The following is a 26,257-nucleotide window of genomic DNA, read 5'->3' as shown; positions in this document are numbered from 1 at the left end:
AGGGTGTCAGCGCCGCCTGCGCAGGGTGAGCCCGAAGTAGAGCGCCCCGGCCAGCACCAGCGCGATCACCACGCCGATGTTGGCCGCGCCGAACGTGCTCGCCTTCAGCTCGTCGCTCATGAGGAAGCCGACGAACCCGGCGATGTTCTCGTCGGCCGAGGTGATCAGCCCGAGCCCGACGACGGACGCCACGACCAGCGAGACCAGCCCGGCCGCGTTCAGCGCCGGGGCGCCGGGCCGCAGCAGCCTCTCGTCGTAGGCGCCGCCGCCCGCGCGCAGCCGCCACATGTCCACCAGGAAGATCGCCACCCAGGCGGCCATGACGACGCCGATCACCGCCAGGAACGCCTGGAAGGTGCCGAAGAAGCTGTCGGAGACGAACAGCAGGTAGTAGCCGCCGAGCACCATCAGCAGGCCGTCGATCAGCACCGCGTAGTGCCGCCTGACCGGCACGCCCAGCGCCAGCATCGACAGCCCTGACGAGTAGATGTCCATGATCGCCCCGGCCAGGAACCCGCCGATCGCGGTCAGCAGGTACGGCAGCAGGAACCAGGTCGGCAGCGCGGTCGCGAGCGCGCCCACCGGGTCGGCCGCCGCGTCCCCGGCCAGCTTGGCGTCGCCGCCCGCGAGCAGCACGCCGAACACCAGCAGCGCCATCGGGGGCAGCGCGCCGCCCAGCGTCGTCCACAGGGCCACCGACCTGGGCGGGGAGTCGGCGGGCAGGTAGCGGGAGTAGTCGGCGCCGCAGTTCACCCAGCCCAGGCCGAGCAGGGTCATGGCGAAGATGACGGCGCCCAGCCAGCCGCCCCAACCCGCCGTCGTCTCCAGCGAGGTGCCGAGCTTCGGCAGCATCAGGACCATGTAGATCACGGTCAGCGCCACGAACGCGTACGTCAGGTAGCGCTGCACGCGCATGATCAGGCCGTGGCCGTACACGCCGACCACGATCGTGACGAGCGCGGCGACGGCGAAGCAGACCGCGGTGGCCGTGGTGCGCGGGACGCCGGGCGCGACCCGCGCGAGGATCGCCGCGCCGCCCTGCGCGGAGAGCGTGACGAGCACGATCTCCCAGCCGACGTTCGAGACGTACGACAGCGCCGCGGGCAGCTTGTTGCCCTGGTGGCCGAACGGCGCGCGGCCCAGCGTCATCGTCGGCACGCCCGAGCGCGAGCCGCCGATCGCGACCAGCCCCACCAGCGCGAACGACAGCAGGTAGCCCAGCGCGCCCGCGGCGATCGCGGGGACGACGCCCAGGCCGAGCCCGACGATGTAGACGCCGAAGGCCACCCCGAAGAGCGACAGGTTGGAGCCCGCCCAGGGCCAGAAGAGATCCGCCGGCTTGCCGTGCCGCTCGGCCTGCGGGACGGCGTTGATGCCGTTCCGCTCGACGCCCGTTGTGTCCATGATCGGGACGTTACACCCGTTTCTGTAGGTTCTGGAGAGGGGGTCGGGGGAAGCTTTTCCGTCATGGCCGCCCCCGCCGGCGAGACCCACCCGCGGCCGCCCTCGCCGGCCAGACCACGGCGGCCGCATTCGCCGGCCAGACCACGGCGGCCGCGGAGAGGTGCCCCGTGATCCAGACGTCGGGAGTCGACACGCGCAGGCGCGCGCTCGCCGTGTGCCTGGCGGCGGCGTTCATGTCCGGACTCGACGTCAGCATCGTCAACGTCGCGCTGCCGTCCATCCGCGCCGGCCTGCACGCCGGCGCCGACGGCCTGCAGTGGACGCTCTCCGGCTACGCCCTGACGTTCGGCCTGCTGCTCGTCCCGGCCGGCAGGATCGGCGACGCGCGCAGCCGGCGCACCGTCTTCGTCTGGGGCGTCGCCCTGTTCACCGCCGCCAGCGCCGCCTGCGGCATGGCGCCCACCATGGGCGTGCTCGTGGTGTCGCGGCTGCTCCAGGGCCTGGCCGCCGGCCTGGTCATCCCGCAGGTCTCCGGGCTCATCCAGCAGATGTTCCAGGGCCGCGAACGGGGCCGCGCGTTCGGCGCGCTCGGCGCCACCATCGGGCTGTCCACCGCGGCGGGGCCGCTGATCGGCGGCGCGCTCGTCACCGCGTTCGGCCCCGCGCAGGGCTGGCGCTGGGTGTTCCTCGTGAACGTCCCCATCGGGATCGCGCTGCTGCCGCTCGCCCGCAGGTTCCTGCCCGCGCAGCAGCAGGAGGCCGGACGCAGGGAGAGCGTCGACCCGGTGGGTGTGCTCCTGCTCGGCGTGGGCGTGGCCGCGCTGCTGCTGCCGTTCATCCAGCAGCACCAGTGGCCGGGCAACGCCAAATGGCTGCTCGTCCCCGCCGCGTTCGCCGTGCTGGGCGGCTTCGTCCTGTGGGAGCGGAGCTACCGGCGCGAGCCCGTCGTGGACCTCGCGCTGTTCCGCAAGCGCTCCTACAGCCTCGGGTCGGCCATCGCGCTGTTCTACTTCGCCGGATTCACCGGGATCTTCTTCATCTTCACGCTGTACCTGCAGAGCGGCGAGGGCTACAGCCCGCTGCTGGCCGGGTTGTCGATCACCCCGTTCGCGCTCGGCTCGGCCGTGGCCTCCGTCGCGGGCGGCCGGCTCGTCTGGCGGGCCGGACGGCGGCTCGTCGCCGTCGGGCTGGCCGCCGTCATCGCCGGGCTGGCCGCGACCATCGGCGCCACCACCCTCGTGCCCGGCCACGGCGTCGGTGCGGCCACCGCGCTGCCGCTGCTCGTCGCCGGGATCGGCAGCGGCCTGGTGATCTCCCCGAACCAGGCGATCACGCTCTCGGAGGTGCCCCCGGCGGGCGGAGGCAGCGCCGGCGGGGTGCTCCAGACCGGGCAGCGGCTCGGCTCAGCCATCGGCATCGCCGCGGCCGGCTCGGTCTTCTTCGGCTCGTTCGGCGGCGGCTGGGCGCACGCCTTCCGGCACGGGCTGCTCGTGGTGATCGGCTTCGTGCTGGCCGCCCTGATCGCCGCCGCGTACGACCTCCTCCGCTCCCGCGCCGACCCACCCGCCTGAGGGCGAGCCCTCCGCCGGTGAGCCCGCCTGCCTGAGGGCGAGCTCGTCCTCAGGCAGGAGCCTGTGTGAGGGCGAGCCTGCCTGAGAGGGAGCCCGTCTGAGGAGGAGTTCGGCTGAGGGCGTGTCAGGCGGAGAGGAGGGCCGACTCCACGGCCGGGTCCAGGCCCACGGCGGGCCGGTCGGGCCGCAGCGGCGCCTGCCCGCCGAGGCTCCGCAGCCACGCCCACGTGGCGGCCACCGTCTCCTTCAGCGGGCGGCACCGCAGCCCCGCCGCGAGCGCCTTCGAGACGTCGCCGCCGTGGATGTGGCCGTAGGTCTCGCCCGGCGGCAGCCACACGGGCAGGTCGATCCAGGGCTCCACGCCCGCCGCGAGGATCGTCTCGGGCGGCGTCCAGCGCAGCTCCGCGCCGGACCCCGTGACCTCGACGCAGGCGCGGAGCAGCTCGCCCATCGTGGCGAACCCGGCCCCGCTCACCACGTCGAACGGCCCGCCCAGCCCCTGCCCGGCCGCGCGCAGGCACCAGGCCGCCAGGTCGCGGGCGTCGACGTACTGGATGTCCAGCTCCTCCGGGCCGGGCGCGAGCACCGGGCCGCCGCGCGCGACGCGCGTCAGCCACCAGGGCAGCCGTCCGATGTTCTCGTACGGGCCCAGGACCAGCCCCGCCCTGGCCAGCAGCGCCCGGTCGCCGAACGCGGCCACGGCGCCCAGCTCCGCGCCCGCCTTGTTCCTCGCGTAGTCGCTCGCGTCGTCGTCGTCCGGCGACGCCTCGACGACCGGCGCGCTCTCGTCGGCGCCGACCGGCGCCGGGTAGGCGTAGACGGACCTGCTCGACACGTAGACGTAGCGGCCCGCGCGGCCGGACAGCAGCGCCGCCGAGTCGCGCACCGCCGACGGCGCCCACGACCAGGTGTCGGCGACGACGTCCCACTCGCCACGCTCGATCGCCGCCAGCCCGCCGGGCCGCGACCTGTCGCCGACGAGCGCCGTCACGCCCGGGGGCGGCGGGTGGCTGCCCCGGTTGAACACCGTCACGTCCCAGCCGAGGGCCAGCGCCTCGGAGACGAAGGCCCGGCCCACGAACTCCGTGCCGCCCAGCACGAGAAGTCTCATGGCACCTCACTGTGGCGGTCCGGCGGCGCCTGCGGAAGCCCCGCACGCCCTCAGCGGAATCGCCCGTGGCGAAACCTCCCCGGGCGGGCGCCGCGGCGCGGCGATCCCGGTGCGACGTGGCGGTCCGGCGGGGCCCGCGCGGGCGGTGGTGCGCCTGCGACGCCGCCGCCCTTCACACCCCGGTTACCGAAACCCGGCCACTGATATGGCCAGATGGGTGACAGTTGTGTGGCCTTGGCCGACTGCGGGGAGACTGTCACCGATGGTGACTCGGGGGATCCCATGCTCAAGCGGCTCTACCCGCGCTCGATCCGGGCGCGGCTGACCACCATCGCCACGGTCGTCGCGGCGGTGGTGTTCGCGGTCGCCTCCGCCCTCGTCCTCATCAACGTCCCCGACAACCTGTACGGCGCGGTGGACGGCCGCGTGGACCTGGCGGTGCGCCGCGTCGCCGGCGAGACCCGCGTGGGGCGGCTGCCCCAGGCGCTGGACGTCCCCTCTCGGGTGCAGCTGATCGAGGCCGTCGACGACAGGGGCCGGATCATGGGCGTCAGCCCCGGGCTGAACGGGCGCCACCTGCCGGCCTTCCCCATCGCCCGGTCGGACGTCGTCTACTCGGCGGAGCGGAAGCTGACCGGCGCCAGGGAGGAGACGGAGGCCGACTACCTGATCAAGGCCATGCGCGTGGACACCCCGCGTGGCCCCGTCACCGTGTACGCCGCCGCGTCGCTGAGCGAGGTCAACCGCGCCACCCGCCTGATCCACACGGTCATCGCCCTGGGCGTCCCGCTGGTGATCGTGCTGGTCGGCGTCCTGACGTGGCTCGCCGTGGGCGCGGCGCTGCGTCCCGTCAGCCGCATCAGGTCGGAGCTGGCCGTGATCACCGGTCAGGACCTCAGCAGGCGCGTGTCCGTCCCCACCACGGACGACGAGATCAGCCAGCTCGCCGCCACCACGAACGACACGCTCGACCGGCTCGAACGCTCCGCCGAGACCCAGCGCCGCTTCGTCGCCGACGCCTCCCACGAGCTGCGCAGCCCGATCTCGGCGCTGCGCACCCAGCTGGAGGTCGCCAACGCCTACCCGGACGAGACGGACTGGCGCGCCACCGGCGCGAGGACGCTCGCCAGCGCCGAGCGGCTGGCGTCCATCATCGACGAGCTGCTGATGCTGGCCAGGCTCGACGCGGGCGCGGTGCCCGACCGCCGGGCGGTGGACCTGTGCCGGCTGGCCGAGGAGCAGGCGCGCCGCCGCGAGGGCGGCAGGGTGCCCGTCGTGCTGCACCCCTGCGGTCCCGCCCTGGTCCACGGCTCGTCCGTCCAGCTCGACAGGCTGCTCACCAACCTGCTGGACAACGCCACCAGGCACGCCACGAGCCGGATCGACCTGGAGGTCGCGGTGGAGGGCGACGCGGTGGTGGTCACGGTGACGGACGACGGCGGCGGCATCGCGTCCGAGGACAGGGAGCGCGTCTTCGAACGCTTCACCCGCCTCCCCGACGCCCGCAGGATGGACAAGGACGGCAGCGGGCTGGGCCTGCCCTTGTCGCGCGAGATCGCGGTGGCGCACGGCGGCAGCCTGGTGGTCGCCGAGCACGAGCCGGGAGCCCGCCTGGTCGCCCGGCTGCCCCTGTACAGGCCCTGACGCCCGCCTGGTCGTCCGGCTGCCCCTGTACAAGCCCTGACGCCCGCCTACACTCCAGGCATGGAACTCCGCAGCCTCGCCGACGACCTGGAAGCGGTGTCGCGCCGCTACGCGGCCCACCTCGGCATCGAGCGGGACGACACCTGGTTCCTGCTGAAGCTGCAGGAGGAGGTGGGCGAGCTGACGCAGGCGTTCCTCATGCAGTCGGGACGGGCGCGCACGCGCGGGCTCACGCCGGAGGAGATCGACGCCGGCTTCCGCGCGGAGCTGGCCGACGTGCTGTGTCAGGTGCTGCTCATGGCCCGCCACCACGGCGTGGACCTGGAGGCCGAGGTCGCGCGCAAGTGGCTGGAAAGACTGGAGGCGCCCGCCGACCAGGGGTGAGCGGGCGCCTCACGGCCGCCAGGGTCAGGTGATCAGTCGACGACGGTGATGCGGTTCGTCGCCGGGGGCGCCACCGGGCTGTTCTTGCCCAGGTAGTCGACGAAGGCGTCGATGTCCAGCTGGCCGCTCCACACGTCGGTGCCGTCCCGGAAGGCGAGGAACGCGTCGCCGCCGCCCACGAGGAAGTTGTTGGCCGCCACGCGGATCGTCTGCGTGTCCGTCACCGGCACGCCGTCGATCTTGAGGTTGGAGACCTTCGAGCCCCAGGCCGCGCTCTTGCTGTAGGTGTAGGTGAGGTTCGCCGAGGGCTGCAGGATCTTCTGGAACGGCTGGGCGTTCGGGCCGCCGGTGAACTGCTGCTCCAGCACCGTCTTCAGCTGGGCGCCGGTCAGGGTGACGACCTGCATGAGGTTGTTGAACGGCTGGACGGCGAACGCCTCGCCGTACGTCACCACGCCGTCGCCCTCCTTGGCGGGCGAGCTGGGGTAGCTGAGCAGCGTGCGCACGCCGCCCGGGTTCATCAGGGCGATCTGCGCGTTGCCGCCGGTCTTGGTCGCGGCGAGCTGGGCGTCGGCGATGAGGTCGCCGAGCGGCGACTCGCCGGAGGCCGCGGTGACCTTGTTCGTGATCTCCGCAGTGATCTTGCCTACCGGCTTGTCCGCGACGCCGGCGACCTTGTCCTTCCACCACTGCACGAACGTGTCGATGTCACCGTCCGGCTTGACGGTCCTGGTCACGACGTGGTTGTCGGCCACGACGGAGGAACGGACGATGTCACGGCTGCGGACGTTCACCTTCAGGTCCACCTGGGTGATGACGCGCCCGAACGAGCCGCCCTGCGAGTACAGCCGGTCGTTGCCCGCCGGGTCCTTGACCGTGCACAGGTACGCCTGGTGCGAGTGGCCGCTCAGCACGACGTCGATCTCGGGGTCCACCTGGGTGGCGATGCGGTTGCCCGCGCCGGGGACGGCGCTGCACGCGTCGGGCGACTGGCTCGTGTTGACCTGGTCGCCCTCGTGCATGAGCACGACCTGCGCCTTGACGCCCAGGAACTTGAGCAGCCTGGACGCCGCGTTCGCCGCCTTGACCTCGTCCACGAACTTGAGGTCCTTGATGCCGCCGGGCGTGACGATGTTCGGGGTGGTCTGGGTGACCAGGCCGATGAAGCCGATGGGCACGCCGTTCATCCACTGGACGCTGACCGGCGGCAGGGCGGGCACGCCCCAGTCCGCCAGCAGCTGCTTGACCTTGGGCGAGGCGAGGAGCTGCTTGGTGGCGGGTGAGTCGCCGAGGCCGTCGAGCGCGTCACTCTTCTCGTTCGGGTTCTTGAACAGGACGTTCGCGCCGACGTAGTCGTACGCGGCGCCCTTCCACTCACCAGCGGGGGAGCAGCCGTCCACCGGGTGGCAGCCGCCGTCCATGATGCGGCGCAGCTCGGCGTAGCCCTCGTCGAACTCGTGGTTGCCGACGGCGGCCACCTTGAGCCCCAGCTTGCCGAGGAACTCGACGGACGGCTCGTCGTGGTAGGCGGCGGAGATCAGCGGGGTGGCGCCGATCAGGTCGCCCTGCGCCACCTTGATGGTGTTCTGGTCGGTCAGTCCCTCCATGTGGGCGGCGATGTAGGCGGCGCCGCCGGCGTCCACGGTCTGGCCGTGCTCGTCCACGATGCGCCCGGAGGTGCCGGACGGGGGTTCGAGGTTGCCGTGGAAGTCGTTGAGCGCGAGCAGCCGGACGGGGACCGTCGGGGGTGCGGTGTTCGCGTCCGCCGGAAGGGTGGCCAGGAGGGCCGACCCCGTGGCGACGGCTCCGGCCACTGCGAGCCGGAGGAAGGAACGAGACGTCATGGTGGAAGACGTTACGGGGGTCGGCTATGCAACCAATGTCGCAAAGGTAACGATTTGTCGGGCGGGTGGATGGCGGTATTTGCCAGCCGGACGCCTAGAGTTCCACCTGTGAGTGCGCACGTGAAGATCAGCGAACGGCTCGATGACGGAGAGATCGCCGACGCGCTGGGCGTCGTCGAGGCGGCGACGGAGGCCGACGGCGTGCGGCCGCTCAACGAGCACGCCATGCTCCACCTGCGCTACGGCGGCGACCCCCGCGCGCGCTCCCTCCTGCTCGACGCCGACGGCACGACCGTCGGGTACGCCCACGTCGACCCCGCCGACGAGGCCGAGGGGCCCAGCGTCGAACTCGTCGTGCACCCCGCGCACCGCCGCAGGGGACACGGCGCCGCGCTCCTGCGCGCCGTCCTGGAGGTGACCGGCGGCAGGGCGCGGCTGTGGGCCCATGGCGACCACCCGGGCGCCGCCGCGCTGGCCGCCGCGTTCGGGCTCGACCGGATGCGCTCGCTGTGGCGGATGCGCCGCCCGCTGTCCGCCCCGCTGCCCGACGTCGCGCTGCCCGACGGGGTGCTGGTGCGCACGTTCGTCCCAGGCCGGGACGAGGAGGCGTGGCTCGCCGTCAACGCCGCCGCCTTCGCCCACCACCCCGAGCAGGGCGCGTGGACGCTCGACGACCTGCGGCAACGCGAGCGGGAGCCGTGGTTCGACCCCGAGGGCTTCTTCCTCGCCCAGCGCGGCGACCGGCTCGTCGGCTTCCACTGGACGAAGATCCACGGCTCGTCCGAGCACGGCCACGAGCCGCTGGGGGAGGTCTACGTCGTCGGCGTCGACCCCTCCCAGCAGGGCACCGGCCTGGGCAGGGCGCTCACCCTCGTCGGGCTGCGCCACCTGCGCTCGCGCGGCCTCGCCCAGGTGATGCTCTACGTGGACGAGGCCAACCCGGCCGCCGTCAGGCTGTACGAGCGACTCGGGTTCGAGCGGTGGGACGTGGACGTGATGTACGCCCCCGCGACGCACGACCGATGACGCACGACCGATGACGCGCGCCTGACGACGTTCGCTTGATGACGCGCGCTTGACGACGTTCGCCTGATGACGTGCGGTTGATGACGCGTTGTTGAAGACGCAGGCCCGGGTGACGCGCGTCCGGGTGACGCGCGTCCCGTGACGGGGGCCTCTACTCGATGATCCAGTGGAGGACGAAGTAGGACAGGGAGGCCACGAGGGCCGCGGCGGGGATGGTGAGGACCCACGCCGTCACGATGTTGCCGGCCACGCCCCACCGCACGGCGCTCAGCCGCTTGGTCGCGCCGACACCCATGATCGCCGTGGTGATGGTGTGGGTGGTGGAGATGGGAGCGCCGAACCCGATGGCCGCCCCGTACAGGACGGTCGCCGCCGCCGACTCGGCCGCGAAGCCCTGGGGCGGGTCGAGCGCGATGATCCTGCGGCCCAGCGTGCGCATGATGCGCCAGCCGCCCGCGTACGTTCCGAGCGAGATCGCGCCCGCCGCGGACAGGATGACCCACTGCGGGATCTCCTCGCCCGGACTGGCGTACCCGCCCACCGTGAGCGCCAGGAAGATCACGCCCATGGTCTTCTGCGCGTCCTGCAGGCCGTGCCCCAGCGCCATGGCGGCGGCGGAGAGGGTCTGCGCGTAGCGGAAGCCCCGGTTGGTCCTGCCCGGCTGGCTGTTGCGGAAGATCCAATAAATTGCGATCATGATCGCTGCCGCGAGCGTGAACCCGACCACGGGCGAGATCACCATCGGGATGACGACCTTCTCCACGACGCCGTCCCAGTGGACGACGCTGGCCGAGGCGAGCGCGGAGCCGACCAGGCCGCCGATGAGCGCGTGACTGGAGGAGGAGGGCAGACCGAAATACCAGGTGATCAGGTTCCAGACGATGGCGCCGATCAGCGCGGAGGCCACGATGACCAGACCGTGCGAGCCGTTCGGGGCGTCGATGATGCCCTTGCCCACCGTCTGCGCGACCTGGGTGCCCAGGTGGGCGCCGATGAAGTTCATGGCCGCCGCCATGAACAGCGCGGCCCTGGGGGTGAGCGCCCTGGTCGAGACCGAGGTCGCGATGGCGTTCGCCGCGTCGTGGAACCCGTTGGTGTAGTCGAACGCCAGGGCGGTGGCGACCACGCCGATGACGAGGACGAGCGTGAGGTCCACTGGGCCTAGCTTTCCTTCACCGCGATCGACTCGATCGTGTTGGCCACGTGCTCGAAGGCGTCGGCGGCCTCCTCCAGCGCGTCGACGACCTCCTTCATCTTCATCACCGTGAGGGCGTCGTACTCGCCGCTGAACAGCTTGGCCAGCAGCCTTCTGTAGACCTGGTCACCCTGGTTCTCCAGGCGGTTGACCTCGATCCAGTACTCGTTGAGGTTCTTCATCGACCGCAGCCGGGGCATGGCCTCGGCCGTGAGCTCGGCCGCCCGCTCCAGCACCTCGACCTGCCTGACGACGTCCTTGGGCAGGTGGTCGATCTGGTACAGCACGATGAGGTCGGAGGCCGCCTCCATGGCGTCCATCACGTCGTCCAGATTCGAGGCGAGGCGGTAGATGTCCTCGCGGTCGAACGGGGTGATGAAGCTCTCGTTGAGCCGGTTCATGATGGCGTGGGTACGTTCGTCACCGGCGTGCTCGCAGGCGCGCATCTTCTCGGCCAGGGCCTCCCGGTCCGAGCCGTCACTGATGATCTCGACCAGCAGGCGGGATGCCGTGACCAGGTTGTTCGCGGAGTCCGCGAACAGGTCGTAGTAGCTGTCCTCACGTGGCGTGAGACGCAGGCGCACGTCGTTCTCCAGATGTGCGGGGATGGTCCGTGGAAGAGGGTACGGGTAACCAGGCGAAATGCGTACTTCATGTCCCCTTCTCCTTCTGGTTACCCTCCGTATGTTGTGCGACACCGGGGCCAGGGGTAGCGTTGGCGCATTTTGCTGCGTCAACTGCCCTGAACACCGCTCCCTAAGCCCGGGCCCCCCGCCCGGACATGACCTTGTTCACCGACGCGTCCACCGTGCGTTCCTCAATGTTCATCTACTGTTCATCTTGTTCGCATGATCGACACGTGGCGTTCACCTTGGAACGCGTCAGATCGTCGTCCGGTGGAAGTTCCTGAACGACCGCGACGGCGTCGGCCCCCGCTGGCCCTGGTAGCGCGAGCCGTACTTCTCCGAGCCGTACGGGTGCTCCGCCGGAGAGCTCAGCCTGAACAGGCAGAGCTGCCCGATCTTCATGCCCGGCCACAGCTTGATCGGCAACGTGGCCACGTTCGACAGCTCCAGCGTCACGTGCCCGCTGAACCCGGGATCGATGAACCCCGCCGTCGAATGCGTCAGCAGCCCCAGCCGGCCCAGCGAACTCTTGCCCTCCAGGCGCGACGCCAGATCGTCCGGCAGCGTGACCACCTCGTACGTCGAGGCCAGCACGAACTCCCCCGGATGCAGGATGAACGGCTCGTCGCCGTCCGGCTCCACCATCCGCGTGAGATCCGGCTGCTCGACCGACGGGTCGATGTGCGGATACCGATGGTTCTCAAACACCCGGAAATACCGGTCAAGCCGCACATCGATGCTGGACGGCTGGATCATGTCCCGGTGAAACGGATCGAGCGAGAGCCGCCCGGCGTCGATCTCAGCGAGGATGTCACGGTCAGATAGCAACACGGTGAGCAACCTACCGCCCGCCATGGAACATTGGGTCGCCCGGGCGTGCTGAAGAGGCCCAAGTTTCCGCTACAGTGGGGAAGGCGTCCACCGAGGCGCACGCGGGTGTAGTTCAATGGCAGAACATCAGCTTCCCAAGCTGACAGCGCGGGTTCGATTCCCGTCACCCGCTCTCACTACGAAGGCCCAGGTCAGGGAGGGGATCCCGACCCGGGCCTTGATTGTTTCCGGAGACTTCTCGATCTTCCGTGCAACCGGCGTGCAACTAGCCCAGGGGAGCGAGCACACCCGGTGAGCCCTCGTCGTCGGCCCTGCCGATGTGCCGGTCGATCGCGTCCGTGATCGCTTTGTCGGCACCCCGTACGGCGTGCTGATAGATCATCGCGGCTCGCACGTTGTCGTGTCCCATCCGGGCCATGAGGTCCTTGAGTCCCGCGCCCGACTCGGCGGCCAGCATGTTGCCGGTGTGACGTAGATCATGGAAGTGCAGGCCGCGCATGCCCATATCGCTCACCACGCCCACCCAGCGCGTACGGGTGTTGAAGCCGCTACGGCGAAGTGGCCCGCCCTTCGCCCCAGGAAAGAGCAGCGCGTCCGGCTCCTTGCCGACGTAAGTGTTCAGGTGCTCTCGCAGCGCGGGGATGATCGCTTGTGGGACGCCGACCACGCGCCGTCCCGCCTTGGACTTCGGAGGCCCCAGAACCAGCTCACCCGTGGAGCGTTCGACAAAGGCAGCCCGAACCCGGACCGTCGCCGCCTCCACGTCGAGATCACTACGGCGGAGCGCGCTCACCTCACCCCATCGCAGGCTCGCGAACGTCGCGAGGAGAACCAGGGCGCGAAACCGGCGATCTTGGCTGCTGTCGGCCCGCCCGTCCCTCATCATCCCCCACAGCGCTCGTTCAGCCTCGCCCCTGCTGGCGAAGACCTCGGGATGCGTACGCATCTCGCCGTGCCGCTGGAACCGGAGCCGGTAGGCGCCGTTCGTGACCTTCCGGACGTTGCCGAGTGGACGACGGCCGATGCGGTCGGCCAGCTCGAAGATCTGGGCGACGGTGAGCACCGGACGTTCCTCGGGATGCTCGTCGCCGGCACCTCGGATGCGGCACGGGTTCCGCGGGATGATGTGGTCGTCCTCGGCCGCCGTCATCAGGACGGCCCGCAACAGCCGGTACGCCTTGGCCGCCATCGACACCGACACGCCGTTGCCGAGCAAGTCCGCTCGCCACTGCCGGATCATCGCCGTGGACAGCTTCCCGAGCTGGGCCGCACCCAGGTACGGCGTGATGTGCTTGTTGAGCAGCCACGTATAGAGATCAACAGTGCGCGGACGCAGCCCAGGACGCTGTGAGATCCAGGTCTCGGCGTAGTCCTTGAGCTTGATCTTGCCGCGATCCGGATCGGTCCACTCGCCCGCGATCAGCTTGGCCTCGATCAGCGTGAGCGCCCGTTCGGCGTCGCCTTTGCGTTCGTAGGTCTCCGAGCCCGTACGGCGTCGGCCGTCAGGTCCCAGGTAGCTGACCTGGTAGCGCCCAGAGGGAAGCTGACGGACGTTGCCGAAACGGCGACGGTTCGGCTTGCTGCCCTTGGCCATCAGGCAGCCCTCCCGGTGATCTCCTGAGCCGTCAGAGGCGCGACCGTGCCCGCGACCACGAAGCGGGTCAGCGCTGACTCGGAGATGCGGACGTGACGGCCGACCTTGACGAACTCGATGCGTCGTTCCGCGATCAGGCGACGGACGAAGCGGACCGACGTGTTCAGCCGTGCGGCTGTTTCGGGGACGGTGAGCAATGGGTTCAATGACGTTCCTCCTCTCAGGCCGCAGGCCGGATTGCCGAAAGACTCTGTGCTTCGAGTTGTTGCAGGTGGGCTCGCCAGCGTTGGCGTTCGGCCACCGATCGGAGGAGGCGCACTGCCAGCGGGGCGACGTTGGCGTCTCCGGCCGGGACGGGTTTCCACATGTAGCGGTGTGGGTCGGTGGGCTGGTCGGGTTGGCCGAGGGCTTCCAGGACCCAGGTGCGCCGGTCCTGCTTGTGCTCGGCCAGCGTCTTGTTCGACCATTTGCGGGAGACCAGGACGCGGCGTCCGGCGTAGCCGAGGTGGTCGGGCTTGTGGGCCTTGCCACGGCAGCGGCCGGGGAGCATCCCGGGTTTGGCTCCTTTGGGCTGGATGCCGTAGCGCAGCCAGTTCGGGCAGGTGGGCGAGCACGGCTCGCTGCGCAGGGCCTCGACCAGGCGGGCGGCGTGCTCGCGCCGGGCCGGGTTGTCGGCGGCGCCGGTGTCGAGGGGGTCGGCCAGGCTCTTGGTCAGGTACTTGGTGAGGTAGCCCAGCCACTTGCCGGCCGCCGGGGTGCCCGCGAGCACGCTTTGGATGTTGTGCTGCTGGCCGAAGCGGACCACGTGCAGCGGCTCGGCGTCCTGGTCGGCGTCGAGCTGGTCGAGGGCCTGTTCCCAGGTGGGCAGCACCTCGCCGGTGCCGGGGTCGAGGTAGCCGGTCTCGTCCTGCCAGACGGGCAGGTGGTCGCCCTCGAAGCGGACTTCGTGGGTGGGCGGCCACCACACCTGGTGGTAGGTCGCGGCGATGATCTGCTTCAGCTCCGCGCGGGGCAGCGTGCCGCGGATCGCCATGTGCAGGTGCGGGGCGAGCCGCTGCTGAGGCTCCACCGTGGCGAAGTACTGCACGTCATAGCCCGCCACACGGCGCAGGTTCTGAACGAACCGGTCCACCAGCTTGGAGAAGTGCAGCGCGTCGCGGGCGGCCCGCGCGTAGTCGTAGGTCTGCGGATCGACCGGGACGCCGTCGCGGACCTTGCCGTACGAGGGCAGGGTGAGCGTGACGAACAGCGAGGGGCGATAGACCTTGCCGTCCTGTGCTGTGAAGGTGCGTCCAAGGGTGGTGTTGGTCATCTTGCGCTTGGGCAGGTCCGGCGCGTCCTGGCGGCGGCGGGTGGAGCGGACGCGCTTGGCGGCGGTCCGGCCGAGGACGTTGCCGCGCATGCCCGCCTCGTTGATCTCGGCGTCCACGCCTTCGATGGCGGCGTCCCAGTCGGTGGTGTCCTCGCCGAGCTGTTCGGCCTTCTCTCGACGGGCTTGGAGGTCGGCGCGGAACTCGACCAGCCACCGCTGATCGTCGGTCGGCTCGTCCGGCGTGGTGGTGGGTTCGTGGTCGAGGTGCCAGCCCTCGCGGCACTGCGCGATCCGGAGTTGGCGGTTGCGCTTGGCGCACGGCGGGCACGCGGCATCCAAGGTGGAGCCGCACGGCACGTCGACGAGCTCCCACCGTCCAGTCTGGGTGTCGAGCCGCCTGAGCGGGACGGGCCGGACGCACACCCCGTACTGCTTGGCGACCTCCACAGCCACCTCGCGGGCCAGCGGCATGGCCAGCCGGACGGCCCTGGGTAGTGCCCGGTCGTTCGGGTTGGTCACGCGGCCTCACCCCGCTCGGTGAACAGGGCGACCATCTCGCGGATGTCGTCGTCGGAGACGTAGGCGGCCCGGACGCGGACTGGTTCGGGTGAGGTCTCCAGCCGCATGTACGCGACGCCTGCGCCGAGCTCTGGGACCGGTGAGATGTGGTCGGCGAGCGCTCCCCGGTCGCGGGCGCCGTCGCCGAGGACCATGTCCACCTGCTCCGACTCGTCCAGCCGGAGCGCGATCTTGTCGGGGAACAGGTTGCGGATGTTCATGACCTCCTTGCGCGGGTCCTGGAGCGCGGCCATGACGCCGACGCCGACCGACCGGCCCTGGGTCGCGAGGGTGGCCAGAGCGGCGGAGATGCGCTGCCGTAGGTGCTTGTCGGGCTGGTAGGCGGTCAGGAACGCCACCTCGTCGACGAGCACCAGTACGAACGGGTCCTCGATGGTCGGGACGTGGGAGCGTTGGAGACCGGCGAAGCGGGCCGCCCGCTTCTGCATGACGGTCACGGCCTCGTCCAGCAGGTCGGCGCAGTCGGCCGGGTCACTGGCGTAGCGGCCCTGAAACAGCTCCCGGCCGAACGACAGCTCCATGAGTTTGGGGTCCAGCGCCCAGACCTCCGCCAGCCCGGCCCGCATGGCGGGGAGCAGGCCGCGGATGGTGTCCCAGAGGAACGAGCCCTTGCCGGCCCCGGTCGCGCCCGCGATCAGGACATGGGTGCCGTGCACCTTGAGCTTCAGTGGCCGGCCGTCCTCCTGCTTGCCGATCTCGACCGGCCCCACCGACGGTTCGTTCGGGATGGCGAGCGCGGGGATCGGGGCGGCGAGCGGATCGCTGCGCGGGAAGGTCAGGACCAGTCGGCCGCCCTTGACCAGGGCCACGCGGCAGGAGACCGCGCCGAAGCCCTGGGCGAGGTTGTCGGTGCGGTCGGTCCAGTCCTTGACGGCCTGGCCGTCGAGCATGCGCACGGTGAGGCGGTCGGCCCAGCCGTCGCACTGGACCTTCACCAGGCGGGGCATGTAGACCCGGCCGCTGATCCGCCTGGCCAGCCCGGAGACCTCCATGACCGCGTGCCAGTGACGGCGGTAGACCGACATCAGCCGCCACCAGGCCAGCAACCGCCACCCGACGAGCCGGGCGAACGAGTCGGGGGCACCGTAGGCCCAGGCGAGCAGGGCCAGGACGACGAAGCCGGCCACCGAGACGGTCAGCTGCCAGCCGTACAGCGCCCAGACCGCGCCGAGGGCGGCGGGCACGCAGCATGCGACGGGGTGCCGCCACACCGTACGCACCAGTGCCACGACGAAGCGGCAGGCGTAGATGATGAGCGTGACGAGAGCCGGGGTTCTCACGACGGCAGGTCGGAAGACCACGGCGGTGTCTGGGGTGGTGGAGACGAGATTCGGGGCTTGGTCGCCCGGAAGCCGTTTGAACATTAGGCTTATGCCCTCTTCCTTGATTAGTGTCCGGGAAGATCAAGGGGCCGCAGGAATGCCAGTTCCAGCGGCCCCGCTTGCATGTCAGGCCGCGACCTCGCCCGTCTGGGCGCTGTGCAGCCGCTCGCACTCGGCCAGGTAGGACGCTGCGGCGTCAGCGAGCTGACGGGCCAGGGTCACGTCCTGTTCGGTGACCGGGCCGCCGCCGGTCGTGCAGATCGACACCTGCGCCTCACCGCTGATGACGGACAGGACCGGCCGTTCGCGGTCGATCCCCAGCAGGATGATCCACAGGTCAGGGGTGTAGAAGTGGACGTTGAGCCGGGTTCCGTATTCGTCGATTGCTGCCGTCACGTACGTGGACGGCTTGTGCTCGCTCACGCCGCCACCTCCTTGCCCGTCGCGGCCTTGGCGGGCGTCGCCATGGAACGAGGAGCCCGCATCGCCGTGGCCCGGATCGACCAGGCGAGACGGCCCGCCTGAGAGACGTAGGGCGTGACGCTCATGCCGTCGAACTCGACTGGTGTGAACGGCAGTCCCGGCAGCGACGGCGGAGGCACCGGCTGAACCGGCGCGAGGATCTTCACCGCCACGGTCTTCTGTCCCGCCTTGAGCGCCGGGTCGGCGTCCATGACGGCGACCTGCCAGATGAGTTCGCCGGTGGTCTTGTCCTTGGCGTAGACCGTGCGGCCGTTCGTCGAGGCGTCGAAGTCCTTGACCTGTTCGACCTCGCCCACGATGTAGCAGCCGTGCGGGAAGACCTGGTCGAAGGTGATGGGGATGGGTCCCTGGATGGCCATTGCCTTGCTCCTGTCGTGTTGTCGGTAGCTCGTTAACTCGTACTGTCGAGTGTGAAGTTACTTGAGGAACGGAAGCTCGACAAGACGAGTTCCCGTCGTGTCGTGTGACCTACGTCACATCAGAGAGAGTAGGTGTCTTCCAGCTCGTGAAGGGCGCCGGGAAGCGTCACGTCGAGGACGAGGACAGGCCGGCCGGAAGCGTCGTAGACGCGGGCGACCACGGCGAGCACGGCAGCCGTCTTGCTCAGTCCGAGAACCTTGACCTCGTCGGCCGTCGGGTGGCGAGCGGCCAGTCGTTCCGTGACATGGTCGAGTCGAAGCCCTTTGACCGCCTGGGCGTGCTGGCGGAAGCTCACCGTCAACGGCAGTTCGCTGGCCAGGTCTGTTCCCTGCGCGAGTTCGATCGGGCACCAGAAGGTGACCAGCTCGCACGGTTCGCCTGCGTCGCTCATGAGGACGCGGCGCATCATGACGGGCGATCCTTGGGGAACGGAGAAGGCGGCCGCTACGTGTGCAGGGGCGGGATGCGACCCAGCGCGGAGCACACTCCCGCCTTCGTTGGCCTCGACGCGATCGAGGATGGCACGACTAGGCCGAGAGAGATCTTCCTCGGCTGCTGGAGGGGTCGCCTTGACGAAGCTGCCCTTCCCGTGCTCCCGATCGATGACCCCGCGAAGCTGCAAGACCTGAAGCGCCCGCACGACGGTGGGACGACTCACCGCGAACTCGCGGATGAGCTGGGTCTCGGAGGGAAGCTGCGAGCCAGGAGGGTACGTGCCGTCTGCGATCCGCTGCCGGATGGCCTTGACGATCTGGGCGTACTTCGGAGGGGCGTATTCCTCGTGGGATACAGACATGACAACAACCCAACTACTCGACTTATCGTCAGCATAGAGCTGCTTGCCCTGCTTGCCTAGCTGATCTTTCTGGGTGGTGAAGTGCGGCGACGCGGGCACCCCCTCGGCTCCTTCCAGTCCCCTGAGCCGAGTTCACCGCGCCGCCGCACGCTTATCGGGCTTCGCCGGACAGCAGAGCCATCCACATCGCCCAAGCCTGACGGTGATGCCAGCAGGGAGTCTCATGGACCTCGTTGCCCTGCTCGCGCTGGACGGTCCGCCTGATGAATCCCCGCCCGGCGCTCAGGAGGAGTTCATAGACCGTCGCCCGGCAGTGACACGTCCAGACCACTGGACGCGCCCGCTGCAACACCGGATAAGGGGGATGCCACTCCAAGCGCAGGCAGTCGTCTCGGGCTCTCGCCACATGCGGGCTCAGACACCCGACATTGGGGATCATGACGCGTGCTTGCCGATCAGCCCGGAGGGCGGACCCTCCTTTCTGAGCTGGGTGAAGCGGAATGCCACGCGGCGAGCGGTCCGCTCCAGGTCTCTCACATCGTGGTAGGCGTAGACGGGCCGTCTGCGTCGAGCGTCCCAACTCCCGGTGCGCCACCAGAACACCAAGCCGTCAGACCAGACGGTAAGGCCGGTCCAGATCGAGACCACGGCGAGGCCGTACCCGTCGTGAACGTCGGCGACTATGCCGTGTCGTTCCAGTTCGACCCGCAGCGACTCGGCGGCCCGCACCGGCGAGACGGGCTGAACAGACGGTGGCTGCTGGCCGGCCATCCCGTTCACGCCGTCGGCCGTAGGCGCTCAGAAGCTGGGGGCTTTCCCTGGCACATCGAGCAGTCGTCGCGCACTCGGACAAGAACAGCGAACGTCCCCTCGGGGCCGACGATCAGGCCGCGCCGCAGGCTCACGTACTTCCAACCCCGACCCTCGCACGAGAGGCACTGTTCCTTGGTCACCGAAGCTCGCCCTTTCCAACTCGCCGTCCCCTGCTAACCTGAAATGAAATCACATACCTAGTCTGTTGATTCAGACCTGGTATGTCAATCCATACCAGCATCGAAGTTGGGGGAGGACGACGTGAAGCGCGGTAGCGGCGAGACCGGAGGCCAGAAGAGGCCCGCATACATACGCATCGCCGGTGAGATCAGAGAGCAGATCAAGGACGGCGCGCTCGCTCCCGACCAGCCGGTACCGAGCGCCGCCGCGATCTGCGAGCAGTACGGCGTCAGCATGATCACCGCCAAGAGCGCCCTGAACCTCCTGCGGAGTGAGGGCCTGGTCTACGGCATCGCCGGGAAGGGCACCTTCGTCGCGCCCAGCCGCAAGATGGTGAGAAGCGCCCCGCATCGCTACTTCGAGGGCAAGGAGCGCACGTACGTCCAGGAAGCCGAACGGGCGGGCCTGAGGCCGGACGCCCTCCACCAGACGGAGCTGGCGGCAGCCAGCGAGGCGGTCGCCCAGCGCCTGGAGATCGCCGCCGGAGATCAGGTGATGACGACGCGGTACCGCGTCTTCGCCGAGGGACGGCCGATGAGCATCTCCACGTCGTGGGAACCGCTCTCGATCACCGGAGGCACGCCGATCGAGCACCCTCACCAGGGCGAATACGCCGACAGCGGCCTGAACGCCCGTTTCGCGGCCATCGGCTGGACGATCGAGCAGGTAGAGGAACACCTGATCGTCCGCCCTCCCACACCGGAGGAGACCGAGACCCTGACCATCCCGGACGGTGTGCACGTCCTGGAGGTGCACCAGACCGTCCGAGCCATCCAGGACGGCACCGACAACCTCGTCCCGGTCGAAGCGGCCGACATCGTCTTCCCGACCGACCGCTACGAGTTCAAGTACTTGATGGACCGGCCCCGGTGAAGCCACGATGCTTGTGTGGCCTCAGACCCCTACCTGGTTGACGAGTTCGGCGAGCCCATCCCGCTCCGGCCCGGAGGATGCCCGAACTGCGGTCAACAGTTCGCCACCAAGCAGGCCTTGACCTGCTGGAACTGCGGCGCACCGCTTGACCCGCCCGCATCACCGGAGATCACAGACGCCCAGACGGAAGACTGAAGGCACCTCTCGCGGGAGAGGTGCCTTTGTCGTATGGCGAGCACTGCCGAATTGTTCTCATAGGTATCAAGCGGCGGCGCGCCGCGCCGCCGTACGCCCCGCGCCGGCGTCCCCACGCCGCGCTGCGGCCTGGGGGCCGGTCACGGCGCGGGCGCCGCGCGGGGCATCGCCGTAGCCGCCCCGCGCCGTACTGAGCCACCGCGCCGACCACCGTCACGCCGCCGCCAGAGCCGCGGTCATGCTCATCTCGGCCGGTGGATCACCACAGCCGCTTGAGGCTGAGGGGCGTAGAAACCTTCCACCAGCGCGATCTCATCCGACGAGCAGCACCACAAAAACTTGACCTCTGCGTTCCGCTTGAGTAGATCCACCGTGCAGGCCACCGCCGACACGGTCCGCACCGGAGACGAGCCGACCCACACATCGATGCCCTCACCGTCCCCGCCTTGAGTCCCCGCCAAGAAGCCATAATCCAGCGGGTAGATGAAGCTCGACACCTTGGGATGCGGCGTGCCCGCAGGACGATCAATCACAATCTCGGCGTCACCCACGAGGGAATCCGCTTGCTCCCACAAGGAAAGCCGCGCCCATGCTTCAAAGTCCGGCATGAGCAGACCATAGCCTCCGGCAGGGGCGCTCCGGCTCCGGGATGATCGTCGCGCGGACCGGGAAACCGTAGAGGGCTGAGGTGGAAGCCTGATCATCCCGCCCGCCGTCGACCCGGGACAAGCCGAGCAGACCAGGGCCACGGGGCCAAGGTCGTTCGTCCAGTGGGGCGCTCCACCTTGACCCCGTGGCCCTGGCCCGCTTCCCCTTCGGGCGGGCCGACGGCAGACGGGATGATCAGGACGGGAGGTGTGCGCGGCGCGCAGGAAAGACCAGGTCGCCAGCTGATCGTCGTGCAATTGGCGTGCAACAAGCCAGGGTGACGAGGGGTCAACCACGGTCACTCATGACCGGCTGCACGCCCAGGTCAGCGGCTCCATGAGGCATGATCCATGCGATTCCCAAGCTGACAGCGCGGGTTCGATTCCCGTCACCCGCTCTCAGAACGAAAAGCCAGGTCAGGGATGGTTTCCCGCCCTGGCTTCTGCTATTTCAGGGCTCGCTATCGATCTTCCGTGCCTGTTGCGTGCCCGATCCGTCTGGATCTTGCTTGTTCAACGTCTCTTCGGCGAGCTTGCCGAGAGCGTCGGCGATGGCCCGGTCCCGCTCCATCGCGGTGTGCTGATGTGGCGGAGATCATGGAAGCGAAAGCCGGAGAGGCCGGGCCTTCTCGAGCGCAGTCGTCCTGTTGCCGTCTTCGACCAGGTGTTCAGGGATACAGGGGAGCGGAGCAAACCGGTATGACCATCGAGGCTCGAACGCTGCTTCCCATCGCTGACCAGGCGGTGTCGGTCGCCAGCGAGATCATCAGAACCAGGGCTCCCGGCGTCGTCACCGCCAAAGGCGACCGCGACATGGCCACCGAGGTGGATTACACCGTAGAAGACGCCGTACGGGAGTTCCTGTCCCGCGAGACGCCTGAGATCGGCTTCCTGGGCGAAGAAGAGGGCGTCAGCCGTATGGGCGACGGCCTGATGTGGGCCCTGGACCCCGTGGACGGAACAGCCAACTTCCTGCACGGCATCCCGCTGTGCGGCGTCTCCTTGGGCCTGCTCGACAAGGACACGTCCACACTTGGAGTGATCGATCTGCCGTTCCTCAACCTCCGCTACTCGGCGGCCGAAGAGTCCGGCGCTTTCGTCAACGGATCCGAAATCCATGTGAGCGATGCCCGCGAGTTGCAGAGTGCCATCGTGGCGATCGGCGACTACGCAGTGGGGGAGGGGGCGGACGAGCGCAATCGGCCCCGGCTCGCCCTGACCCAGGAACTCGCCGCTCGCGTCCAGCGCATTCGGATGTTCGGCGCAGCCGCGATCGACCTCGCGTGGGTGGCGGACGGCAAGATCGACGCCAACATCATGCTCAGCAACAACCCGTGGGACACCGCAGCGGGGGTCATCATCGCCCGGGAGGCCGGAGCGACGGTGGTCGATCTCGACGGCAGCCCGCACAGCATGACCTCCCACGCGACCATCGCCGCAAGCCCCGGCTCGTGGCCGACCTCGTGGAACTCATCGCTGAGGCGCATGAGACCAGCAGGCCCAACCGGCACGTTGCCGAATAGCTCTTGTAGGTATCAAGAGCGGCCCTGCGCGCCACCACGCGGTCCAACGCTGCGGCCTGAGGGCCGTCACGGCTGGGTCCGCACTCGGGCCGCTCGACGTAAACCGGCCTCGCTGTCTATGGGCAGCCAGCTACCCTGCCAGCCAAAGCCATGTAACCAGCTAGAACTCTGTGATTAGCGACGACGGAAGATGCAGGTCATCAGCGGGAGTCCGCCTCCAATTAGGTTCTCCGATATGTGGCTGAGTTGCCACCCCTCCCGCTCGACACCTTCAATCAGCTCGACTGCATCTGGCACAGCCCATGCGCGCATGGTTTCGGACTTGACTCGGAGCCGAGACACAAAGATCTCATGGCCCACTTGATAAGCCTGCCGAGCCTCCGCAACGGTGTGCTCGATGTCCTGCTCATCGTTCCGACGCCACGCCATAGACGGACGGTCTCCCCTGCCGAAGTTGTGCATCAACTGCCGAAGGAAGCAACGATCTCTCGATCAGCAGGGTTCCGTAAATAGGAGATGCCCCCGGCGGGGGCGCTCCGGCTCCGGGGTGATCGCCGTGCCTGGCGAGGGGGGCCGTAGGTGGCTGAGGTGGAAAGCTGATCATCCCGCGCCGTCGACGCGGGACAATCCGAGCAGACCAGGGCCACGGGGCCAAGGTCGTGCCTCCAGCGGGGGCTCCACCTTGGCCCCGTGCTCCTGGCCCGCTTTCCCTTCGGGCGGGTCGGCGGCAGACGGGATGATCAGCAGGCGGCGTGTGTCGCGTCGCGACGAGTAAGACGGGTCGCGGGTCGATCGATAAGGTCGAGTACGTGAGCGTCGAGATTGAGATCGTGCGCGAGGCGAGTGACGATGTCGTGGCCGCGCTCGGTCACCTGTTGCCGCAGTTGTCGACAACTGCGAAAGCGCTTGATCGCGAGGCCGTGGGCCGGCTGCTGACCTTCGAAGCGAACACGGTGCTGGTGGCTCGCTTGCAAGGGCGGATCGTAGGCACCTTGACGCTGGTGATCTTTCCGCTGCCTTCCGGGCTTCGTGCGCGGCTTGAGGATGTTGTGGTGGACGAGGCTGCTCGTGGACAAGGCATCGCGGCGGCACTAACTGACGAAGCCCTCGCGTTGGCGAGAAAGTCAGGCGTCCGCACCGTCGACCTCACATCGCGGCCATCTAGGGAGGCGGCAAACCGCTTGTATGAGCGCGCGGGGTTCCAACGACGGGAGTCGATCGTCTACCGGTTCACGCTGGATGGGCGGAACGTGAATGCTGGAGCGCTGTGATCGCCGGGCGATTAACGGGCCATTAGGAGGGGTGACGAGGGCTGAGGTGGCCTTGACACCTTGCGCGATGTCGGCCACCGCTCCGGTGAGATCAGCTCGCCTCCCGCAGAGGCTGGAACTGGACGGTCAGCCGCATCTCCAGGGCTTCCGCCAACCGCTCCAGCATCGGGATGGTGGGCATCGTCCCCCCCGCTTCGAATCTCGCCACCGCCGGCTGCTTCAGCCCGGTGCGTTCGGCCAGTTCGGCCTGGGTCAGCCCGAGTTGCTCACGCCGCAGCCGCACCGCCTCGCCCAGCTCGAACCGGATCCGGGCCGCCTCGTATGCTGCTCCGGCACCAGGGCGGCTCATGATCTCGGCCTTCTTATCCGCCCAGGTTCTGCGCTCCCCCATGCCGCTCACTCCTCGTCTGTGGTGTGGGCCTCAGCGATGCATCGCTGCGTGGCCCGCCACGCACGCTCGATCTCGGCGGATTCTCGCATCCGCTGCTTACGGAACACCGTCAGCATGACGATCCGCCTTCCCGGGGCGATCCAGTAGGTGATCCGTACCGCCTCCCGCTGCAAACGGAACCGCAGCTCTCGCAGCTTGCCGCGGAGTTGACGGGAGTGGGGCTCGTCGAGCAGAACGCCACGTTCAGCCGGTAGATCGACGTAGAACGGCGGCGTCTCCTGGTCCTCCTGATTGAGCGTGTCGAACCACTCATCAACTTCCGGCTCCAGTGCCGGTCATAACATGGACGTTATAGCGGAGGCAAGGGCAATGTCTCGGGAACGTGAAACCCACGTGCTCCAAGCGCCTGACTCCGCTGTTCGCCCGCCTTTTCGGGCGGTCGTACGGCAGACGGGAGACCAGGTGGACGGCTGCGCGAGTCGCGCGGACAAGAACCAGGTCGCTGGCTGATCGCCATGCCATTGGCGTGCCAGCACCATGGGTCGATGCTCAGCCCGGTCGCGACCAGGCATGCCCGGCGCAGGAGGGTGCAGGTTCACGTCGCGGCGGTGCTTCGGTACGCGTTTTGGGCCTGCTGTCGTTTCCGTCCAAGACGGCTGCCGCGGTCGGCATCTAGCGTGGGGCCTGCGACTAACCCGAGCATGAGGAGGCGGCACAATGCGTGATCTGGTCTACACCGGTTTCATGTCGCTGGACGGTGTCGTGGACTCGCCCGGCGGCGGGCCGGGGGAGGAGCACCGCAGCGGTGGGTGGGTGTTCAAGGATCTCGATTTCGTTCCGGAAGCCTGGTCGCTCAAGGGCGAGGAACTCGGCGACACGACGGCGCTGATGTTCGGCCGCCGCAGCTACGAGGCGTTCGCGTCGGTCTGGCCCGGCTCCGAGGACCATGCCGCCTACAAGGAGCTGCCCAAGTACGTGGTGTCGACCACGCTGTCCGACGACGCCCTCGTCAGCGGGTGGGGGCCGACGACGATTGTGCGCTCGACCGAGGACGTCGCCGCGCTCAAGGAGAGCGAGGGCGGCGCGATCTTCATCCACGGCAGCGCGGAGCTGGCCCGGCGGCTGTCGGACGCGGGCCTGATCGACCGGTACAACCTGCTCGTCTTCCCCGTGCTGCTCGGCGCCGGGAAGAGCCTGTTCGGCCGGGCCGACCGGGACAAGCACATGCTGACGCTGCGGGAGTCGGAGAGCTACTCGAACGGGATCCTGAAGCTGGTCTACGACGTCAAGCGCTGACCCAGGTCGAGGGCGATCGCGCCGCCGCCGCCCTCGCGCAGCTGCCTGACGGTGCGTCCGACGTAGGAGCGCAGTGCCCGGGCCAGGTGCGGCTCGTCGAAGTAGTCGAGCTTGGCGACGACGTCGGGGGCCGGGTCGCCGGCGGCCAGCAGCTCCGCCGCCGCGCGGGCCCGCTCGATCTGCCGGACCACGCCCCGCGTCAGTCCGGTCGCGGCGCGGAACCGGCGTTCGACGGTGCGCCGCGAGACGGCCGGGCGGTGACCGCGCAGCACCTCTGCGACGAGCAGGTCACGGACCACGGTCCCGGCCCGGACGAGACCGTCGACCAGGGCCTCGGCGTCGTCGGGGCCGGGCGTCTCCCAGCGCGCGCCGTCCAGCCGGAACGTCCGGCGCGTGGTGTCGGGGAGCCTGATGCCGCCGTCGACCAGCGCCGGCGTGGGCACGGACCGCAACGAGGTGCCCACGGCGAACTCGATGCCCGTGAAGGTCGCGCCCTCCGGCACCGGCACCGGCGCCGTGCCGGTCCGGGTCTCGGGGCCGGTGACGCCCGCGTACGTCCGGCCGGCCTGCTCCCAGAACACCAGGCCCCAACGCGCCCCTGCGACGGACGTCATCGCGGTGACCTGCTCGCTCGTGCATGTCCACACGGTGTCGACCCACGGCGAGTCGGACCGACGCGTCTCGAACCGCAGTCCCACGGGCGAAGAATATGCGGCGTCGCGTCGCGCTATGCGGGTTTGCGCTACAGGGAGCTGCGCGGGCTGCGGTGGATCGGTTTCTACCTCGATCGTGCGATCTGACCGATCGAGCGCGATCGTCGAAGGCGGCCGTAAGACCAGGGGGGTGGACTTCTCCGTCACGTCCCCTGTCCCAGCCCGCGAGCGTCAGCGCCGAGTGCCCAGCCGGAAACGGTTTGCCGGAGCAGC

Annotated in this window: 26 protein-coding genes and 1 tRNA gene; 9 read left to right on the top strand and 18 right to left on the bottom strand. The window is 69.3% G+C overall.

Translation table 11 applies throughout. From position 1 onward, the window contains the following. Nucleotides 1-6: 6 nt before the first annotated feature. Nucleotides 7-1,404: a purine-cytosine permease family protein gene (locus tag BMX74_RS27670; protein WP_055504879.1), complete on the bottom strand. Its 1,398-nt coding sequence runs from the start codon at nucleotides 1,402-1,404 to the stop codon at nucleotides 7-9. Nucleotides 1,405-1,571: 167 nt separating this feature from the next. On the opposite strand from BMX74_RS27670, the gene BMX74_RS27665 reads away from it, so the two are divergent. Further along, nucleotides 1,572-2,975 carry an MFS transporter gene (locus tag BMX74_RS27665; protein WP_256257292.1) on the top strand — a complete coding sequence of 468 codons (1,404 nt, stop codon included), beginning with the start codon at nucleotides 1,572-1,574 and terminating at the stop codon, nucleotides 2,973-2,975. A gap of 124 nt (nucleotides 2,976-3,099) precedes the next feature. Here the strand turns inward: BMX74_RS27665 and BMX74_RS27660 are convergent, their stop codons facing one another. Continuing rightward, a complete protein-coding gene (locus BMX74_RS27660) occupies nucleotides 3,100-4,086 on the bottom strand; it encodes an NAD-dependent epimerase/dehydratase family protein (protein ID WP_091103645.1) in 987 nt (328 codons plus the stop codon). Nucleotides 4,087-4,368: 282 nt separating this feature from the next. On the opposite strand from BMX74_RS27660, the gene BMX74_RS27655 reads away from it, so the two are divergent. Further along, nucleotides 4,369-5,730, top strand: coding sequence for a sensor histidine kinase (locus tag BMX74_RS27655; protein ID WP_055504882.1), 1,362 nt, complete (start codon nucleotides 4,369-4,371; stop codon nucleotides 5,728-5,730). Nucleotides 5,731-5,790: 60 nt separating this feature from the next. After that, nucleotides 5,791-6,114, top strand: coding sequence for a MazG nucleotide pyrophosphohydrolase domain-containing protein (locus tag BMX74_RS27650; protein WP_055504883.1), 324 nt, complete (start codon nucleotides 5,791-5,793; stop codon nucleotides 6,112-6,114). Nucleotides 6,115-6,146: 32 nt separating this feature from the next. Here BMX74_RS27650 and BMX74_RS27645 read toward each other — a convergent pair whose 3' ends face one another. Then, nucleotides 6,147-7,958: a bifunctional metallophosphatase/5'-nucleotidase gene (locus BMX74_RS27645; protein WP_091103643.1), complete on the bottom strand. Its 1,812-nt coding sequence runs from the start codon at nucleotides 7,956-7,958 to the stop codon at nucleotides 6,147-6,149. A gap of 108 nt (nucleotides 7,959-8,066) precedes the next feature. Here BMX74_RS27645 and mshD point away from each other — a divergent pair, with 108 nt between their 5' ends. Then, nucleotides 8,067-8,984 (top strand): mycothiol synthase, encoded by a 918-nt coding sequence (gene mshD, locus BMX74_RS27640; protein ID WP_256257291.1) that lies wholly within the window; start codon nucleotides 8,067-8,069, stop codon nucleotides 8,982-8,984. A 151-nt stretch (nucleotides 8,985-9,135) separates the two neighbouring features. Here mshD and BMX74_RS27635 read toward each other — a convergent pair whose 3' ends face one another. The 3 genes from BMX74_RS27635 to dcd all read right to left on the bottom strand — a co-directional run bounded on the left by BMX74_RS27635 (nucleotide 9,136) and on the right by dcd (nucleotide 11,636). Then, on the bottom strand, nucleotides 9,136-10,140 hold the full coding sequence (locus BMX74_RS27635) for an inorganic phosphate transporter (RefSeq protein ID WP_055504886.1): 1,005 nt from the start codon (nucleotides 10,138-10,140) through the stop codon (nucleotides 9,136-9,138). Between the two features lie 5 nt (nucleotides 10,141-10,145). Then, entirely contained in the window at nucleotides 10,146-10,763 is a 618-nt protein-coding gene (locus tag BMX74_RS27630) for a DUF47 domain-containing protein (protein ID WP_055504887.1), read from the bottom strand. Between the two features lie 297 nt (nucleotides 10,764-11,060). Beyond that, nucleotides 11,061-11,636: a dCTP deaminase gene (gene dcd, locus BMX74_RS27625; RefSeq protein ID WP_055505423.1), complete on the bottom strand. Its 576-nt coding sequence runs from the start codon at nucleotides 11,634-11,636 to the stop codon at nucleotides 11,061-11,063. 101 nt (nucleotides 11,637-11,737) lie between these two features. Here dcd and BMX74_RS27620 point away from each other — a divergent pair. Continuing rightward, nucleotides 11,738-11,808, top strand: a tRNA-Gly gene (locus tag BMX74_RS27620). Nucleotides 11,809-11,901: 93 nt separating this feature from the next. Here BMX74_RS27620 and BMX74_RS27615 read toward each other — a convergent pair. The 8 genes from BMX74_RS27615 to BMX74_RS27580 form a co-directional block, all read right to left on the bottom strand. Next, nucleotides 11,902-13,230, bottom strand: a complete 1,329-nt coding sequence (locus tag BMX74_RS27615) for a tyrosine-type recombinase/integrase (RefSeq protein ID WP_091103640.1) — start codon at nucleotides 13,228-13,230, stop codon at nucleotides 11,902-11,904. Continuing rightward, complete coding sequence (locus BMX74_RS27610) at nucleotides 13,230-13,436, bottom strand: excisionase family DNA-binding protein (protein ID WP_256257290.1); 207 nt, start codon at nucleotides 13,434-13,436, stop codon at nucleotides 13,230-13,232. Before BMX74_RS27610 ends, BMX74_RS27615 begins: the two co-directional genes overlap by 1 nt. A 14-nt stretch (nucleotides 13,437-13,450) precedes the next feature. Continuing rightward, nucleotides 13,451-15,061 carry a replication initiator gene (locus tag BMX74_RS27605; RefSeq protein WP_091103639.1) on the bottom strand — a complete coding sequence of 537 codons (1,611 nt, stop codon included), beginning with the start codon at nucleotides 15,059-15,061 and terminating at the stop codon, nucleotides 13,451-13,453. Next, on the bottom strand, nucleotides 15,058-16,485 hold the full coding sequence (locus BMX74_RS27600; RefSeq protein WP_091103637.1) for an FtsK/SpoIIIE domain-containing protein: 1,428 nt from the start codon (nucleotides 16,483-16,485) through the stop codon (nucleotides 15,058-15,060). The genes BMX74_RS27605 and BMX74_RS27600 overlap by 4 nt, the downstream gene beginning before the upstream one ends. 84 nt (nucleotides 16,486-16,569) lie before the next feature. After that, nucleotides 16,570-16,866 carry a hypothetical protein gene (locus BMX74_RS27595; RefSeq protein ID WP_091103636.1) on the bottom strand — a complete coding sequence of 99 codons (297 nt, stop codon included), beginning with the start codon at nucleotides 16,864-16,866 and terminating at the stop codon, nucleotides 16,570-16,572. Next, entirely contained in the window at nucleotides 16,863-17,285 is a 423-nt protein-coding gene (locus BMX74_RS27590) for a plasmid replication, integration and excision activator (RefSeq protein ID WP_091103633.1), read from the bottom strand. Before BMX74_RS27590 ends, BMX74_RS27595 begins: the two co-directional genes overlap by 4 nt. 119 nt (nucleotides 17,286-17,404) lie before the next feature. Further along, nucleotides 17,405-18,241 (bottom strand): GntR family transcriptional regulator, encoded by an 837-nt coding sequence (locus BMX74_RS27585; RefSeq protein ID WP_256257288.1) that lies wholly within the window; start codon nucleotides 18,239-18,241, stop codon nucleotides 17,405-17,407. 336 nt (nucleotides 18,242-18,577) lie between these two features. Beyond that, nucleotides 18,578-18,922: a hypothetical protein gene (locus BMX74_RS27580; protein ID WP_091103632.1), complete on the bottom strand. Its 345-nt coding sequence runs from the start codon at nucleotides 18,920-18,922 to the stop codon at nucleotides 18,578-18,580. 294 nt (nucleotides 18,923-19,216) lie between these two features. On the opposite strand from BMX74_RS27580, the gene BMX74_RS27575 reads away from it, so the two are divergent. Then, a complete protein-coding gene (locus BMX74_RS27575) occupies nucleotides 19,217-20,008 on the top strand; it encodes a GntR family transcriptional regulator (RefSeq protein WP_143078779.1) in 792 nt (263 codons plus the stop codon). Between the two features lie 437 nt (nucleotides 20,009-20,445). On the opposite strand, the gene BMX74_RS27570 is transcribed toward BMX74_RS27575, so the two are convergent. Then, a complete protein-coding gene (locus BMX74_RS27570; protein ID WP_091103628.1) occupies nucleotides 20,446-20,811 on the bottom strand; it encodes a hypothetical protein in 366 nt (121 codons plus the stop codon). Between the two features lie 738 nt (nucleotides 20,812-21,549). Here BMX74_RS27570 and BMX74_RS27565 point away from each other — a divergent pair. Then, a complete protein-coding gene (locus tag BMX74_RS27565; protein ID WP_177227535.1) occupies nucleotides 21,550-22,551 on the top strand; it encodes an inositol monophosphatase family protein in 1,002 nt (333 codons plus the stop codon). 631 nt (nucleotides 22,552-23,182) lie between these two features. Then, the gene (locus tag BMX74_RS27555) at nucleotides 23,183-23,644 is read left to right on the top strand and encodes a GNAT family N-acetyltransferase (RefSeq protein ID WP_091103787.1); all 462 of its coding nucleotides are present in this window, start codon (nucleotides 23,183-23,185) and stop codon (nucleotides 23,642-23,644) included. 91 nt (nucleotides 23,645-23,735) lie between these two features. Here BMX74_RS27555 and BMX74_RS27550 read toward each other — a convergent pair whose 3' ends face one another. Together BMX74_RS27550 and BMX74_RS27545 are read right to left on the bottom strand one after the other, a co-directional pair. Further along, a complete protein-coding gene (locus tag BMX74_RS27550; protein WP_055504890.1) occupies nucleotides 23,736-24,035 on the bottom strand; it encodes a helix-turn-helix domain-containing protein in 300 nt (99 codons plus the stop codon). 5 nt (nucleotides 24,036-24,040) lie between these two features. After that, nucleotides 24,041-24,364: a type II toxin-antitoxin system RelE/ParE family toxin gene (locus BMX74_RS27545; protein ID WP_091103626.1), complete on the bottom strand. Its 324-nt coding sequence runs from the start codon at nucleotides 24,362-24,364 to the stop codon at nucleotides 24,041-24,043. 388 nt (nucleotides 24,365-24,752) lie between these two features. On the opposite strand from BMX74_RS27545, the gene BMX74_RS27540 reads away from it, so the two are divergent. Continuing rightward, nucleotides 24,753-25,331: a dihydrofolate reductase family protein gene (locus BMX74_RS27540; RefSeq protein WP_091103624.1), complete on the top strand. Its 579-nt coding sequence runs from the start codon at nucleotides 24,753-24,755 to the stop codon at nucleotides 25,329-25,331. Here BMX74_RS27540 and BMX74_RS27535 read toward each other — a convergent pair. Further along, nucleotides 25,313-26,029: a helix-turn-helix domain-containing protein gene (locus BMX74_RS27535; protein WP_091103623.1), complete on the bottom strand. Its 717-nt coding sequence runs from the start codon at nucleotides 26,027-26,029 to the stop codon at nucleotides 25,313-25,315. The genes BMX74_RS27540 and BMX74_RS27535 overlap by 19 nt on opposite strands. Nucleotides 26,030-26,257 lie beyond the last annotated feature (228 nt).

The sequence above is a fragment of the Nonomuraea pusilla genome, from assembly GCF_900109355.1.
GTDB lineage: Bacteria > Actinomycetota > Actinomycetes > Streptosporangiales > Streptosporangiaceae > Nonomuraea > Nonomuraea pusilla.
This window is presented reverse-complemented; position numbering and strand designations above follow the sequence as displayed.

Bases quoted from the DNA above. Each gene is read 5' to 3' on its own strand.
- BMX74_RS27670 (WP_055504879.1), bottom strand. From the start codon at position 1,404: ATGGACACAACGGGCGTCGAGCGGAACGGCATCAACGCCGTCCCGCAG.
- BMX74_RS27660 (WP_091103645.1), bottom strand. From the start codon at position 4,086: ATGAGACTTCTCGTGCTGGGCGGCACGGAGTTCGTGGGCCGGGCCTTC.
- BMX74_RS27655 (WP_055504882.1), top strand. From the start codon at position 4,369: ATGCTCAAGCGGCTCTACCCGCGCTCGATCCGGGCGCGGCTGACCACC.
- BMX74_RS27650 (WP_055504883.1), top strand. From the start codon at position 5,791: ATGGAACTCCGCAGCCTCGCCGACGACCTGGAAGCGGTGTCGCGCCGC.
- BMX74_RS27645 (WP_091103643.1), bottom strand. From the start codon at position 7,958: ATGACGTCTCGTTCCTTCCTCCGGCTCGCAGTGGCCGGAGCCGTCGCC.
- BMX74_RS27615 (WP_091103640.1), bottom strand. From the start codon at position 13,230: ATGGCCAAGGGCAGCAAGCCGAACCGTCGCCGTTTCGGCAACGTCCGT.
- BMX74_RS27600 (WP_091103637.1), bottom strand. From the start codon at position 16,485: ATGTTCAAACGGCTTCCGGGCGACCAAGCCCCGAATCTCGTCTCCACC.
- BMX74_RS27590 (WP_091103633.1), bottom strand. From the start codon at position 17,285: ATGGCCATCCAGGGACCCATCCCCATCACCTTCGACCAGGTCTTCCCG.
- BMX74_RS27570 (WP_091103628.1), bottom strand. From the start codon at position 20,811: ATGCCGGACTTTGAAGCATGGGCGCGGCTTTCCTTGTGGGAGCAAGCG.
- BMX74_RS27565 (WP_177227535.1), top strand. From the start codon at position 21,550: ATGACCATCGAGGCTCGAACGCTGCTTCCCATCGCTGACCAGGCGGTG.
- BMX74_RS27550 (WP_055504890.1), bottom strand. From the start codon at position 24,035: ATGGGGGAGCGCAGAACCTGGGCGGATAAGAAGGCCGAGATCATGAGC.
- BMX74_RS27540 (WP_091103624.1), top strand. From the start codon at position 24,753: ATGCGTGATCTGGTCTACACCGGTTTCATGTCGCTGGACGGTGTCGTG.